The organism is Tardiphaga alba, from assembly GCF_018279705.1.
Taxonomy (GTDB): Bacteria; Pseudomonadota; Alphaproteobacteria; order Rhizobiales; family Xanthobacteraceae; genus Tardiphaga; species Tardiphaga alba.
Genome location: NZ_CP036498.1, coordinates 222,772 through 236,034 on the forward strand (window position 1 = coordinate 222,772; position 13,263 = coordinate 236,034).

At 62.0% G+C, this 13,263-nt stretch carries 12 protein-coding genes; 4 read left to right on the forward strand and 8 right to left on the reverse strand.

The features are described from left to right. Positions 1–65: 65 nt before the first annotated feature. Positions 66–1,172 (forward strand): diguanylate cyclase domain-containing protein, encoded by a 1,107-nt coding sequence (locus RPMA_RS01075; protein WP_211911101.1) that lies wholly within the window; start codon positions 66–68, stop codon positions 1,170–1,172. Here RPMA_RS01075 and RPMA_RS01080 read toward each other — a convergent pair. From RPMA_RS01080 to rsmI, 5 genes are all read right to left on the reverse strand, one after another. Further along, the gene (locus tag RPMA_RS01080) at positions 1,159–2,151 is read right to left on the reverse strand and encodes an MBL fold metallo-hydrolase (protein WP_211911102.1); all 993 of its coding nucleotides are present in this window, start codon (positions 2,149–2,151) and stop codon (positions 1,159–1,161) included. The two genes, RPMA_RS01075 and RPMA_RS01080, sit on opposite strands and share 14 nt — an antisense overlap. A gap of 224 nt (positions 2,152–2,375) precedes the next feature. Continuing rightward, positions 2,376–4,571 (reverse strand): TonB-dependent receptor plug domain-containing protein, encoded by a 2,196-nt coding sequence (locus RPMA_RS01085; RefSeq protein ID WP_211911103.1) that lies wholly within the window; start codon positions 4,569–4,571, stop codon positions 2,376–2,378. Between the two features lie 153 nt (positions 4,572–4,724). Next, the gene (gene gshB / locus RPMA_RS01090) at positions 4,725–5,666 is read right to left on the reverse strand and encodes a glutathione synthase (RefSeq protein ID WP_211911104.1); all 942 of its coding nucleotides are present in this window, start codon (positions 5,664–5,666) and stop codon (positions 4,725–4,727) included. Between the two features lie 34 nt (positions 5,667–5,700). After that, positions 5,701–6,111, reverse strand: a complete 411-nt coding sequence (locus RPMA_RS01095) for a YraN family protein (RefSeq protein ID WP_211911105.1) — start codon at positions 6,109–6,111, stop codon at positions 5,701–5,703. Continuing rightward, positions 6,104–7,030, reverse strand: coding sequence for a 16S rRNA (cytidine(1402)-2'-O)-methyltransferase (rsmI, locus tag RPMA_RS01100; protein ID WP_211911106.1), 927 nt, complete (start codon positions 7,028–7,030; stop codon positions 6,104–6,106). Before rsmI ends, RPMA_RS01095 begins: the two co-directional genes overlap by 8 nt. A gap of 202 nt (positions 7,031–7,232) precedes the next feature. Here rsmI and RPMA_RS01105 point away from each other — a divergent pair, with 202 nt between their 5' ends. Then, positions 7,233–8,456 (forward strand): penicillin-binding protein activator, encoded by a 1,224-nt coding sequence (locus tag RPMA_RS01105; protein WP_211911107.1) that lies wholly within the window; start codon positions 7,233–7,235, stop codon positions 8,454–8,456. A gap of 84 nt (positions 8,457–8,540) precedes the next feature. Here RPMA_RS01105 and hemW read toward each other — a convergent pair whose 3' ends face one another. From hemW to rph, 3 genes are all read right to left on the reverse strand, one after another. Beyond that, positions 8,541–9,701 carry a radical SAM family heme chaperone HemW gene (hemW, locus tag RPMA_RS01110; protein WP_211911108.1) on the reverse strand — a complete coding sequence of 387 codons (1,161 nt, stop codon included), beginning with the start codon at positions 9,699–9,701 and terminating at the stop codon, positions 8,541–8,543. Further along, entirely contained in the window at positions 9,688–10,329 is a 642-nt protein-coding gene (gene rdgB, locus RPMA_RS01115) for an RdgB/HAM1 family non-canonical purine NTP pyrophosphatase (protein WP_211911109.1), read from the reverse strand. Before rdgB ends, hemW begins: the two co-directional genes overlap by 14 nt. A gap of 115 nt (positions 10,330–10,444) precedes the next feature. Continuing rightward, on the reverse strand, positions 10,445–11,170 hold the full coding sequence (gene rph / locus RPMA_RS01120; RefSeq protein ID WP_211911110.1) for a ribonuclease PH: 726 nt from the start codon (positions 11,168–11,170) through the stop codon (positions 10,445–10,447). Between the two features lie 157 nt (positions 11,171–11,327). Between rph and hrcA the strand changes: the two genes are divergently transcribed. Both hrcA and grpE read left to right on the forward strand, forming a co-directional pair. Further along, the gene (hrcA, locus tag RPMA_RS01125; RefSeq protein WP_211911111.1) at positions 11,328–12,416 is read left to right on the forward strand and encodes a heat-inducible transcriptional repressor HrcA; all 1,089 of its coding nucleotides are present in this window, start codon (positions 11,328–11,330) and stop codon (positions 12,414–12,416) included. A gap of 153 nt (positions 12,417–12,569) precedes the next feature. Further along, positions 12,570–13,169 carry a nucleotide exchange factor GrpE gene (grpE, locus tag RPMA_RS01130; RefSeq protein WP_211911112.1) on the forward strand — a complete coding sequence of 200 codons (600 nt, stop codon included), beginning with the start codon at positions 12,570–12,572 and terminating at the stop codon, positions 13,167–13,169. The last annotated feature ends 94 nt before the right edge of the window (positions 13,170–13,263 follow it).

A 13,263-nucleotide genomic window follows, 5' to 3' on the forward strand; every position in this document is an offset into this window, starting at 1 on the left:
TCATAAACTCGGCCATGCGAAGCATGACAAGAATCAAGTGACGACAAAGTCCGAGTCCCCGCCGCATGTCAGATTGCCCGTCCAGGCAAATCGCCGTTTCCGACGACGCCGAGCTGATTGCTACTCTGCGGGCACAGCTCGCGGCTCAGCAGGCCGAACTCGAACGGCAGGCCGCGAAACTCGCCCATAGCCAGAAGATTTTTGACCGGGCCTCCGCAGCCGCGCGCATCGGCGTCTGGGAATGCGAATTGCCGAGCGAAGCGCTCACCTGGACCGATGTGGTCTATGACATCTTCGATCTCCCGCGCGGGGTGATGCCCGAGCGTGGCGCAACGCTCAAATGCTATCCGGAAGAATCCGTCCGCGAATTGACCAAGCGGCGCAGCAAGGCCATCCAGGACCGCACCGGCTTCACGCTCGATGCTGAAATCATCAGCTTCAAGGGTATCCGGCGCTGGATCAGGATCACGGCAACGGTCGAGTCCGTCGATGGTGTTGCCGTCCGTATCTTCGGCATGAAGCAGGACATCACCGAAGAGAAGCTGCTCGCCGATCGTACCCGTTATCTCGCCGAATTCGACGTGTTGACGGGTCTCGCCAATCGCAGCCAGTTTCAGTCACGGTTGTCGTTGCTGGATCATGCATCGCCACAGCGTGTCCGCCCGTTCGGTGCCTTGCTGCTGATCGACCTTGATGAATTCAAGCCTGTGAATGACAGCCTCGGCCATGCCGCCGGTGACGAATGCCTGAAGCAAGCGGCAGAGCGAATCCGCGATGTCTGCCCTAGTGCAGAGCTTGTCGCGCGAATCGGCGGTGACGAATTTGCCGTATTGTTGGGCCCCGATGCCCGGCTTGCCGAAGCATCCGACGCTGCCCGTGCGATCATCGCGCATCTGGGCTATCCCATGGAATATCGCGGCTATCAATTGAAGATCGGTGCATCCATTGGCATCGCATTAGCGGACCATCATACGCCGTCCGCACAGCTCAATGTGATGGCTGACGCGGCGCTCTATGCAGCCAAGAAAGCCGGTCGAAATACGTTTCGAATTCACAAGGCCGGTGTCTCCGCACTAGCGGGCAATTCGTTCACGGATCGATCATCGGACGATGCCGCGACGTCTAGCGCCGCGGGATCGCTATCGACATTTCGCGCTCTTACAGGTTCATGATCATCGGCTCGGCGATGTAGCGGAAGCCATCGCCGGCTTTCACAACATGACCGTAGCCCGGCCATGCGAAGTGATAGGACATCACGGCGATCTTGTTCGCCGCGAGCATGTCCAGCATCTTCACGCGCGAGGCGGCCGCCATCTTCGGATCGGAGTCATAAGAGAACTCCATGCGCGGCTTCTCGAGCAAAAGCACCTGATGGTGGGTGAGATCGCCCAGGAATGCGAAGGACTTTCCTGCGGACGTGATCATGAACATGTGGTGGCCGAAGGTGTGGCCGGGCGCATGCATGGCGGTGATGCCGGGCAGGAACTCCTGATTGTCCTTGAAGAAGACGAGGCGGTCCTTCACCGGCATCAGGTTCTTGCGCGCATGGACGATGAAGTCCTTGAGCGGCGAGCCCATCTTGCCCTCGTCGGTCCAGAACTTGAAATCTTCTTCGCTGATATAGACCTGCGCATTCGGGAATAGCGGCTTGTCGTCGGCACCGACAATGCCACCGATATGATCGATATGCGCGTGCGAGCAGACGATGGCGTCGATCTGCTCGGGCTTGATGCCGGCTTCGGCGATGCTCTTCATCAGACGGCCGGTGGTGGGGCCGAAAAGTTTCGACGTGCCCATGCCGGTGTCGAACATGATGAGTTTGTCATTCATGTTGATGATCGGCACGTTCTGTTCGAGGATGACGTTGCTGCTCGACAGGAAATTGTCCGTCAGCATTTTCTGCACGTCTTCCTTGGGCACACCGACAAAGGTGCCGGAGGGATCACCCAGCGGAAGCGGCCCGTCGGACACGACGGACACTTCAGCGTCACCGAAATTGAAGCGATGGAAGTATGGCGCCTGAGTGCCGAGCTTCGGCGCTTTCGCCGATGCGCTGCCGATCAGGCCGGGAGCGATGAGGTTTGCGCCAAGCCCTGCACCCAGTCCTGCACCGAGTGCGAGCAGCGAACGTCGCGAGACGTCTGAAGTCATGCGTTCCTCCAACATTATGCTTTTGTTAGCCGTCAGACGACGGGCCACACGATTGATCGCGCGTGCGCCGGCATGCTGCGCCTACCAGCGCGGGCTGGCAAGCAAAAGCGTAGATGAAGAATCGCGTGTCGCGGCGAGATTGCGATCGCATCGTTGACGCGATGCAGCGAAGCTATTCCATATCGCGGCATCGCGCAGTGAGAGCACGATGCCACGATATCGATTTACCAGGTGAAGCTGGTGCGCACATAATACAGGCTGTGCGATGGCTCCTCGTAATTGGCGACGTTGGTGATGACCCCCGCCGGAGAGTAGGTCGTCTGCCGCGTGCGGAATAGCGGCCGGGTCAGGTTCAGTGCCGAGAACGAGATGCTGGCATTCGGCGTCAGCGCGATCTTCATGGAGAAGTCGAGCCTGTTCAGTGCATTGTATTCCGTGCGCTGGTTGAACAGCGTGTTCACCGTTGTGCCGGTCTGCAGGATATCCTGCGAATAGGCGAAGGACCGATTATAGTTCAGGCCGAACGTCGTTCGCCATGCCTCGACATAGTAGTCAAGGCCAACATTGACGATGGCGTCGGGCTGTTCGGCGAAACGGCGTGTCTGCAGCGTCTGCGGGTCGGTCAGTTCGGTCTTGATCAGCGTCGCATTCGACCACAGGGTCAGGTTCGGCATGCTCAACATGCGCAGCGGAATGCGGCCTTCCAGTTCGAGGCCATAGGCATTGCCATTGCCGGCGTTGCGCAGATCGGAAATCCAGCGCGTCGGTTCGCCCGTGTAGCCCTGGGTCAGTCGGCGCTCCAGCTTGTCCTCGAAGTTGCGCGCGAACACATTGGCTGACAGGATTCCGAGACGATGATAGAAATAGTGATCGACGCCGAGATCCGCGCCCCAGACCTTTTCAGGGACTGCATTGGGGTTGCCACGCGTATCAGGGTCGCCGGGCGTTCCGCCGCCTCGGCGTACGGTCGGCGTGAGATCGCGCAGATCCGGGCGACGTACGGTGCGCGCGATGCCGGCGCGCAGATCGGTGTCCTGTGCCAGTGCGATCTTGTAGTTCAGAGACGGGTTGAGGTTCGTTTCGGTGCGCTCGGTTTCCAGGCCGCGGAAATCCGTGGTCGCCGTGTTGCTGTGCTCGACGCGAACGGCCGCGGTGAGCTTATCGGTGCCGAGGATCGAGAAGCTGTCGCTCAGATAGCCGTAATAGACGTCCTCGCGAATGTCGTAGGTGCGTGAGCCGTCGGCGCGGCCGCCGTCGTTCTCGCCGCGTGTCAGGCGATTGAGGCCCATTCCGCTTTCGAACGTGTGTCCATCCCACTGCGTGGTGACGGCTGCGCCGGGCGCAACGCGCGTGAGGGTGACGGGATTGAATGTGTAGCCGGGGACCACGCCGGTCACGATTCCTGTCGCATTGTAGGATGTCTGTATACTGTCGCGCGCAGTGTCTTCACGTGCCTGCTGGACATCCGCAAAGATCTTGCTGCTGACGAAATTGTTGTGGGTCTGCGCCCATTCGAAATAGCTGCCGTAGTTTTCACGGACGCGGTTGCGCACTTCTGTGGTGTTGCGATCGACAAACGTCATCGCCGTATTGGTGCGGTTCTCGCTCTGCGCGCGCCGTTCCTCGGTCTTCAGGTAGGTTGGCGCCACCGTGAACGTATTGACGTCGTTGGCCTTGAATTCGAAGCGACCGAGCGCCGTATATTCGTCGAAGGTGCGCTTCTGATCCTGGATCGTCGCGCGGTTTGGCGTCGTTCCGGCTGCGCCTGTGTAATTATAGGTGTTGTTGCTCTCTTCCAGCAGGCGTCGCTGATAGCCGCCGCCGATGAAGTATTTCACGGGGCCGGTCTGGCCGCCGGTCCAGCCCGACGCATCGCCCGCGGTGCCGAAATTCTCGACATGTCCGGCACCCAGCGAAATGCCGCCGCCGGAAGGTCCGAAATTGCGCTTGGTGATGATATTGATGGTGCCCGCAGAGCCTTGCGAGTCCTGCGACGCCAGCGGGCTGCGCGTGATTTCGATGCGCTCGACGAAGATCGTCGGAATGCGATCGACCTCCATGTTGCGGCTGGAATCACCGTCGATGATCGGCCGACCGTCGAGCAGAACCTGCGTGTATTCCTTGCCCAGCCCGCGCAGCTTGATGTCCCGCGAACGGTTGACGCGCGGGAAGGTGACGCCCGGCAGGCGACGGATCGCGTCGCCGACGCTCTGGTCGTTGAATTGATTGAGCTGCTCGGCCTCGATGATAATTTTCGAGTTTGGCGCCGCACGTCGCAGGTCGTTTGCGGTTTGAACTGATGAGGCGAGCGTGCCCTGGACGATAATTTCATTCAGTGGAACGGCATTCTGCGCTGCCGCAGGGAATGCCAGAGATACGAGTGCCGTCGTCGCCAAGAAAGTCTTGCTGCTGAAATTCATGTCCGCCCCAACCAATGCATGCGCGTTTTGTCGCGCCCCATCGGCTATGGGCGATCAGCATTGCGTTCGGAAGCGGTTTGTGACGATTTTGTGACAAAGATTTCTAGAATAGCTAGACTTTAGGACAGATTGTCGCAGTCTAGCTGGGGTCGCTTACTTCCGTTTGGCCTCGATCACATCCCAGATCCGTGCAGCGACATCCGGACCGCCGAGTTTGGCGATGGCGCGGATGCCTGTGGGCGAGGTGACGTTGATCTCGGTGAGGTTGCCGTCGATGACATCGATGCCGACGAAGAGCAGGCCGCGCTCGCGCAGCGCCGGGCCGACACGTTCGCAGATCTCGCGTTCGCGCGGGGAAAGCTCGGTGGATTTCGCAGCGCCGCCGCGCACCATGTTTGAGCGCAGGTCGTCTTCCGCCGGGACGCGGTTCACTGCACCGGCAAACTCACCGTCCACCAGGATGATGCGCTTGTCGCCATGCTTCACTTCGGGAAGGAAGCGCTGGATGACCCACTGCTCCTTGAAGGTGACGGAGAACAGGTCATAGAGCGAGCCGAAATTCATGTCCTGCGGCAGCACGCGGAACACGGCAGCACCACCATGGCCATGCAACGGCTTCATCACCACGGCGCCATGCTCGGCGCGGAAGGCGTTGATTTCATCCTTATCGCGCGAGATCAGCGTGGGCGGCATCAGGTCGTTGAAGCCCATCACAAAGATCTTTTCCGGCGCGTTGCGGACCGAAGCCGGGTCGTTCACCACCAGCGTCTTCGGATGGATGCGTTCGAGGAGATGCGTAGACGTGATGTAAGCGAGATCGAAAGGAGGGTCCTGCCGCAGCAACACGACATCGAAGCTCTCCATATTCACACGCTCCGAATCGCCCAGCGTGAAATAGTCACCTTCGACATCGCGAACCGTCAGCGGTTGCACCGGCGCCACCACATCGTTGCCACGCAGCGACAGCTTATCCGGCGTGTAGTAGGACAAGCGGTGACCGCGCCTCTGTGCTTCGAGCAGCATCGCGAAGGTCGAATCGCCCTTGTGATTGATGCGGGCGATGGGGTCCATCTGGACGGCGATGTTCAGGGTCATGGGATCATTCCGGAGGTAGGGCGGCAGGATGAAGTCAGCTGGCGGCGTCGAATGCCGCTAACAGATGGCGTGGCAGATGCTTCGGCGCAATCAGGATGACGTCGAAACGCATGTCGAAATCCGCATGCTCGGGATGCGTCATCAGCCAGCCTTGCGCGGCATTGCTGATGCGCACCTGCTGCTGCGGCGTCACGGCATAAGCGGCATCATCGAGCGTTTCGCGCGCCTTCACCTCGACAAAGGCGATCAGGTTACGTTTGCGTGCGACGATGTCGATTTCGCCATGGGGCGTGCGGAAGCGGCGGGCGAGAATCCGGTAGCCTTTCGCCAGGAGCAGCGCAGCGGCCCGGCTTTCGGCCGAGAGACCGGTGGCAAAGGCTGCAACGCGCTGAGGTGATGGCGCTTTGCTCCGGCCCGGCGCGGAAAGCTCGCGGGGCTTAACCATCGCCGCTCTCCCTGGCGAGTTCGAGAGCGCGGGCATAGACGGCGCGTCGCTGACGGCCTGACAGTTCGACCGCATGGGCGACGGCATCCTTGACGCTGTCGCGCTGCAGGGATGCGCGCAGCAAAGCGTCGAGATCGTCATCGGTCATGACCTGCGCATCGGCGGCAGGCGGGCCGAGCACGACGACGAATTCGCCGCGGGTTTCAAGTTCGTCTGCGGCCTTCGCCAGTTCGGCGACCGGGCCGCGTGAAATTTCTTCATGCAGCTTGGTCAGTTCGCGGCAAATGGCGGCATCCCGCTGTCCCATGATGTCAGCGAGATCGCCGAGCATCTCCTGCACGCGGTTGCCGGATTCGAACATCACGATGGTCGCGTCGATATGCGAGAGTTCTTCAAGCCGGGTGCGGCGTGCCATCTGTTTCGATGGCAAGAAACCCTCGAAGAAAAACCGATCGGTCGGCAGCGCCGACACCGCGAGCGCGGTGAGTACCGAAGATGGTCCCGGCAATGCGAAAACATCAAAACCCGCGGCGGTCACTTCGCGCACCAGCTTGAAGCCCGGATCGGAAATCAGCGGCGTGCCGGCATCCGAGACCAGCGCGATCGATCCGCCTTCGGCCAGTTTCGCCAGGATCTTCGGCCGTGCCGCTTCGGCATTATGCTCATGATATTGCTTGAGATCGGCAGAAATGCCGTAACGCTCCATCAGGCGGCGGGAGATACGGGTATCCTCGCACGCCACCACATCCGCACCGGCGAGCACTTCCAGCGCGCGCAACGTGATGTCGCCGAGATTGCCGATCGGCGTCGCCACCAGATGCAGGCCCGGCGCCGCTTTCGGCGCGGTCAGCACATGGCCGGAGACCGTGAAGGTCCGGTTCGGGGCATTGGGTTCGGCAGATATCGGGTTTGCACGCATGAGGGTAATCTAGAGGGAAACACGCCAAAGAGGGACAGTCGTTTTTCAGCCGTCGTTCCCCGTTACCGGAGTGGTGGTGGCGGCTGCGGCGCCAAATATAAACCTTTTGTTGCGGTTAACTAATTCCGAACAATATGTCTGAATCCTTGCTCCCGTTATAGGCTGGGGGTGGCCGGTGTTCCGGCCGAGAAGAAGAGAAGCGATGGCCGATCCGTTCGATCCAAAATTGACGCCCCGGGGCACCACCCGGCGAACGGCTGTGAAAACAGGCCTGGGCCTCCTGCTAGGTGCGCCGCTGCTGGCTGCCTGTTCCGGATTGCAGCAGACCTTGACCAACAATTACAGCACCGGCCCGGCTGAACAGCCGGTCCCGGCCGGTCCGGCGCAGCAGCCGCAGGCCATCGGCACCGGCGGCGTCAAGGTCGGGCTGATTTTGCCGCAATCCGCATCGGGCAATGCCGGCCTCGCCGCGCAGTCCATGAAGAATGCGGCCGAGATGGCCTATGCCGAATTCCAGAACCCCAACATCCAGCTCCTCGTGAAGGACGATTCGGGGAGTGCCGCCGGCGCGCAGCAGGCGGCGCAGCAGTTGCTTGGCGAAGGCGCGGAAATCATCCTGGGACCGTTGTTCGCTGTTTCGGTACCGGCGGTGGCGCAGCTCACGCGTGCGCGCAACATTCCGGTCATCGCGTTCTCGACGGATTCGAGCGTGGCCGGGCGCGGCGTCTATCTGCTCAGCTTCCTCCCGGAGTCCGACGTCAACCGCATCGTCGATTATGCCTATGGCACCGGCAAGCGCTCCTTCGCAGCGATGCTGCCGGAGAATGCCTATGGCAATGTCGTCGAAGTCGCGTTCAAACAGGCCGTTGCGCGCAAAGGCGGCCGCATCGTTGCGTTCGAACGCTATGGCGCAGATCGCTCCAATGCGGCGAGGAACGTCACCGCCCAACTGACGGGCGCGGATGCATTGCTGCTCGCCGATGACGGCGATGCAGTGGTGGCAACGGCCGAGGCCCTGACGACGGCAGGCGCCAATCTGCGCAATGTTCAACTGCTCGGCACGGGTCTGTGGGACAATCCACGCGTCTTCAACAGCGCGTCGATGCAAGGTGGTCTCTACGCTGCGCCGGATCCGGCAGGTTTCCGCGCCTTTTCAGGCCGTTATCGCACCAAATACGGCAACGACCCCGTCCGGACCGCTACGCTTGCCTATGACGCGGTCGCGCTGGTCGCTGCGCTCGCGCGCACGCAGGGCGGCCAGCGTTTCTCGCAGGAGGTCCTGACCAATCAGTCCGGTTTCGCTGGCATCGATGGCCTGTTCCGTTTCCGCGCCGATGGCGGCAACGATCGCGGACTGGCGGTGATGAAGGTGGCATCGGGTGGAGGCCAGCCGGTCGCGGGTTCGCCGAAGAGTTTTGGGACGTAGTAACTTCGACCCCTCATGGTGAGGAGGCGCGTAGCGCCGTCTCGAACCATGAGCTGCTGGGGCTCAGAGCGTGCGGTGGCCGGTCTACGCTGCCAGATCCGCCACCACCGCATCGAGCACCGGGAAACCCTCCTGCGTCACGCGCAGGCGGCCGTTCTCGATGACGATGGCGCCTTCCTCGCAGAGATTCTGCACGCGCACGGGATCGAACGGCCGACCCGATAGAGCCTCATAGCGCGCGGGATCGATGCCTTCGACTAGCCGAAGCCCCATCAGCAGATATTCGTCGGCGCGTTCTTCGCTGTTGAGGCTTTCATCCAGCGTGACGCCATGGCCGGTGGCCTCGACGCGCATCAGCCACGTCTCCGGCCGCTTCTCGGTCGATGTCGCATGGCGGACGCCGTCGATATCGATGCGGCCATGCGCACCCGGCCCGATGCCGGCATACTCCTGGCCGCGCCAGTAGACGAGATTGTGTTTGCACTCGGCGCCGGGCCGCGCGTGATTGGAAATCTCATAGGTCGGCAGACCGTGCTGCGCGCAGACGTCCTGCGTCACGTCGTACAGCACGCGCGAGAGGCCTTCTTCCGGTGTCCTCAATTTGCCGGCGGCATGCAGGCCGAAGAACGGCGTGCCTTCCTCGATGGTCAATTGATAGAGCGACAGGTGTTCGGCGGCTTCGGAAATGGCGAGCTTGAGTTCGCTCGTCCACATCTCCGGCGTCTGGTCCGGCCGTGCATAGATGAGATCGAACGAATAACGATCGAAGGCGCTGCGTGCGATGGCGACGGCATCGAGTGCTTCACGTGCCGAATGCAGGCGTCCCAGCGATTTCAACGAGGCATCATCGAGCGCTTGCACACCGAGGGACACGCGATTGACACCGGCGGCGCGATAGCCATGGAAGCGCGTCGCATCGACGGATGTCGGGTTGGCCTCCATCGAGACTTCGACGGCGGAATCGACATTCCAGTATTTCGCGATGGAATCTAGGATCGAACCGACCGTCTGTGGCTGCATCAGCGACGGCGTGCCGCCGCCGAGAAAGATCGACGTGACCGTGCGGCCGGGAATGCGCGACGCCGTGGTTTCGATCTCGCGTGCGAATGCGCGTGCGAAGCGCTCTTCATCGATCTGCTGATGCCGCACATGGCTGTTGAAGTCGCAATACGGGCACTTCGACAGGCAGAATGGCCAATGCACATAAACGCCGAAAGCGTCTTGCTGTGCGTTAGCGTTGCTCAAGGCAGATCTCCGCAAGCTTCACGAAAGCTTTCGCACGATGCGACAGGCCCTGGCCGAGCGGCGGCAGGCCGTGCTTTTCGACTGCCGTCATCTCGCCGTAAGTGCGCTCATGGCCGTCCGGCAAGAATGTCGGATCGTAACCGAAGCCGGCGGTGCCGCGCGGCGGCCAGACCAGCGTGCCATGGGCATGTGCCTCGACTTCCTCGAGATGGCCATCGGGCCAGGCGACGCAGAGGGCTGAGACGAAATGCGCAGTGCGCTTGTCAGGCGTGGTCGCGCCGCGCTCCTGCAACAGGCGCTCGATCCGCGTCATTGCGGCGTTGAAGTCCTTGGACTCACCGGCCCAGCGGGCCGAATAGATGCCGGGCGCGCCGTCGAGTGCATCGACGACGAGGCCGGAATCGTCGGCAAAAGCGGGAAGCTGCGCGACATTGGCGGCGGCGATCGCCTTGATCGCGGCATTGGCCTTGAAGGTGTCGCCGGTCTCGTCAGGCTCGGCGAGACCGAGTTCGCCGGCGGACACCGCCTCGATGCCATAGGGCGCGAGGAGGTCGCGCATCTCGGCAAGCTTGCCGGGATTATGCGTAGCGATCATGAGCTTGCCGGTGATTCGACGATGTTGAGTCATGGGGAATGATAGTCCGTAGCCCGGATGGAGCGAAGCGCAATCCGGGGATGTCGAGACAGTTGAAACGCTGGTTCCCGGGTTACGCTGCGCTTCACCCGGGCTACGCGACGGAGGCTTACGCCACCGCCATCTTCTGCAAGTCCACCAGCTTACCGACGCCCTGCTGGGCCAGCGCCATCAGCTTCATCAGCTCGTCCTGGGTGAACGGTTCTTTCTCGGCGGTTCCCTGAATCTCGATGATGCGGCCATCGCCGGTCATGACAAAATTCGCATCGGTATCTGCCTCGGAATCCTCGGCGTAATCGAGATCGAGCACCGGGGTGCCCTGATAGATGCCGCAGGAGATCGCCGCGATATTGGTGCGCAGCACCTTGTCCGCCGTGTCCTTCTTGAACATGTTGCGGCTCTTCATCCAGGCGATGCAGTCGGCCAGAGCCACCCAGGCGCCGGTGATCGAGGCGGTGCGGGTGCCGCCATCGGCCTGGATCACGTCGCAATCGATGGTGATCTGGCGCTCGCCGAGCGCTTCGAGGTCCACGGCGGCGCGCAGCGAGCGGCCGATCAGGCGCTGGATCTCGACGGTGCGGCCGCCCTGCTTGCCGGCGGCAGCCTCGCGGCGGGTACGTTCCAGCGTGGCGCGCGGCAGCATGCCATATTCGGCGGTGACCCAGCCGCGGCCCTGGCCCTTAAGCCATGGCGGCAGGCGCTCTTCCAGCGTGGCGGTGACCAGCACATGGGTGTCGCCAAATTTCACCATGCAGGAGCCTTCGGCGTATTTCACGACGCCGCGTTCCAGCGAGACAGCGCGCAATTCATCGGGCGCACGACGGCTTGGCCGCATGAGAAAAATCCTTCCAAATGTTCCGATAAGGTCTGGTTCGCGCGCCTTTTAGGGGCGTGTGGCGGCAGCGGCAAGGGCAGCGGGGTTCCCGCAACTGCGAAGGTGCTTGTATCCGGCGGCCCGCGACGACAAATTAGGGCCGATAAGGAGTGTCCGAGTGGCGCATCACGATCCGATCGGCCTGATTTCGCCGCGAGCCGGGCTTGCCCAGCTCAATGAGCGGTCGCGCGAGATTTTTCGCCAGATCGTCGAATCCTATCTGGCCACCGGCGAGCCGGTCGGCTCGCGCAATATCTCGCGCCTGATCACCGTGCCGCTCTCGCCGGCCTCGGTCCGCAATGTGATGTCGGATCTGGAGCAGCTCGGGCTGATCTACGCGCCGCACACCTCGGCGGGCCGTTTGCCGACCGAACTCGGCCTGCGTTTCTTCGTCGATGCGCTGATGCAGGTCGGCGATCTCACCGAGCCGGAGCGGCAGTCGATCCAGCAACAGCTCTCCTCCGTCGGTCGTTCGCAGTCGGTGGAAACCGCTATCGGCGAGGCGCTGACGCATCTCTCTGGTCTCAGCCGTGCCGCTGCGGTGGTGCTCACCGCCAAATCCAATGCGCGGCTGAAACATATCGAATTCGTCCGTCTGGAGCCGGAAAAGGCGCTGGTGGTGCTGGTTGCCGAAGACGGCCAGGTCGAGAACCGTGTCCTGACGCTACAGCCCGGCGTGCCCTCGTCCGCGCTCACCGAGGCCTCGAATTTCCTCAATGCCCGGATTCGCGGCCGTACCCTTGCGGAAGCGCGTCTCGAACTTGAAACCACGCTGAAGCAGAATCAGGCCGAGCTTGATCAGCTCACCCAGAAGGTGATCGCCGCGGGCCTCGCCTCATGGTCCGGCGGCAATGGCGACGACCGCCAGTTGATCGTGCGCGGACAGGCCAATCTGCTCGAAGACCTGCACGCGCTGGAGGATCTCGAGCGCGTACGCTTGCTGTTCGAGGATCTGGAGTCCAAGCGCGAAGTGGTCGATCTGCTCGGCCGCGCCGAAAGCGCCGAGGGCGTGCGCATCTTCATCGGTTCCGAGAACAAGCTGTTCTCGCTGTCCGGCTCCTCCACCATCATCGCGCCCTATAGCGATGGGGCCGGGCATATCGTCGGTGTTCTCGGCGTGATCGGGCCGACCCGGCTGAATTATGCCCGCGTGATCCCGATGGTGGATTACGCTGCCCGGATCGTCAGCCGCATGCTGGGCGGCTGAACGCGCATGACCCCGAAAAGTGGGTACCGGTTTTCGGGCAAGGTCATGCGCAGACAACCGAAAAGGCCCGGATCGGCTTGATTTTTCGGCCGCAAACCAACATATCCGGGGTCAATAACCCCACAATTTTGCGTGTTTCGAGAAGGCGGCGTCATGACTGAGTCCAACGGGCAGAACGACAACCACGACAAGACGGCCGAGGCCGCAGAGCCGGTGGTGTCCAAGCCCTACATCATGCCGGACGATCCGGAACCGAATTCGGTCGAGGCCCTGCAGAAGGAAGCCTCGGATGCGCGCGACCGCACGTTGCGGACGCTGGCCGAGATGGAAAATCTCCGCAAGCGCACCCAGAAAGAAGTGGCCGACGCGCGCGTCTATGGCGTTTCGAAATTCGCCGGCGACATCGTCGATATCGCCGACAACCTGCAGCGCGCCATCGATGCGGTGCCGGCGGACGCGAAGGCATCGGCCGATCCGGGCTTGAAGGCGCTGATCGAAGGCGTCGAGCTCACCGAGCGGTCGCTGCTGTCAGCGCTTGAAAAGCACGGCGTGAAGAAGATCGATCCGACCGGCGAGAAGTTCGATCCGAATTTCCATCAGGCCATGTACGAAGTGCCGGATGCATCGGTGGCCTCGGGCACCGTGGTTCAGGTCGTGCAGGCCGGCTACACCATCGGCGAACGCGTGCTGCGCCCAGCGCTGGTCGGCGTGTCGAAGGGTGGCGCCAAGGCTGCGCCGGCTGCTTCGGAATAAACTGACGTCGTTGCAGTGGTTCTCGTTCACCTCTCCCCACCGGGGAGAGGTCGCGCGCTTTTGCGCGCGGGTGAGGGCTCTTGCTCGGACGGTG

Coding starts and splice junctions, on each gene's coding strand:
- RPMA_RS01075 (WP_211911101.1), top strand. CDS start 66: ATGTCAGATTGCCCGTCCAGGCAAATCGCCGTTTCCGACGACGCCGAG.
- RPMA_RS01080 (WP_211911102.1), bottom strand. CDS start 2,151: ATGACTTCAGACGTCTCGCGACGTTCGCTGCTCGCACTCGGTGCAGGA.
- RPMA_RS01085 (WP_211911103.1), bottom strand. CDS start 4,571: ATGAATTTCAGCAGCAAGACTTTCTTGGCGACGACGGCACTCGTATCT.
- gshB (WP_211911104.1), bottom strand. CDS start 5,666: ATGACCCTGAACATCGCCGTCCAGATGGACCCCATCGCCCGCATCAAT.
- RPMA_RS01095 (WP_211911105.1), bottom strand. CDS start 6,111: ATGGTTAAGCCCCGCGAGCTTTCCGCGCCGGGCCGGAGCAAAGCGCCA.
- rsmI (WP_211911106.1), bottom strand. CDS start 7,030: ATGCGTGCAAACCCGATATCTGCCGAACCCAATGCCCCGAACCGGACC.
- RPMA_RS01105 (WP_211911107.1), top strand. CDS start 7,233: ATGGCCGATCCGTTCGATCCAAAATTGACGCCCCGGGGCACCACCCGG.
- rdgB (WP_211911109.1), bottom strand. CDS start 10,329: ATGACTCAACATCGTCGAATCACCGGCAAGCTCATGATCGCTACGCAT.
- rph (WP_211911110.1), bottom strand. CDS start 11,170: ATGCGGCCAAGCCGTCGTGCGCCCGATGAATTGCGCGCTGTCTCGCTG.
- grpE (WP_211911112.1), top strand. CDS start 12,570: ATGACTGAGTCCAACGGGCAGAACGACAACCACGACAAGACGGCCGAG.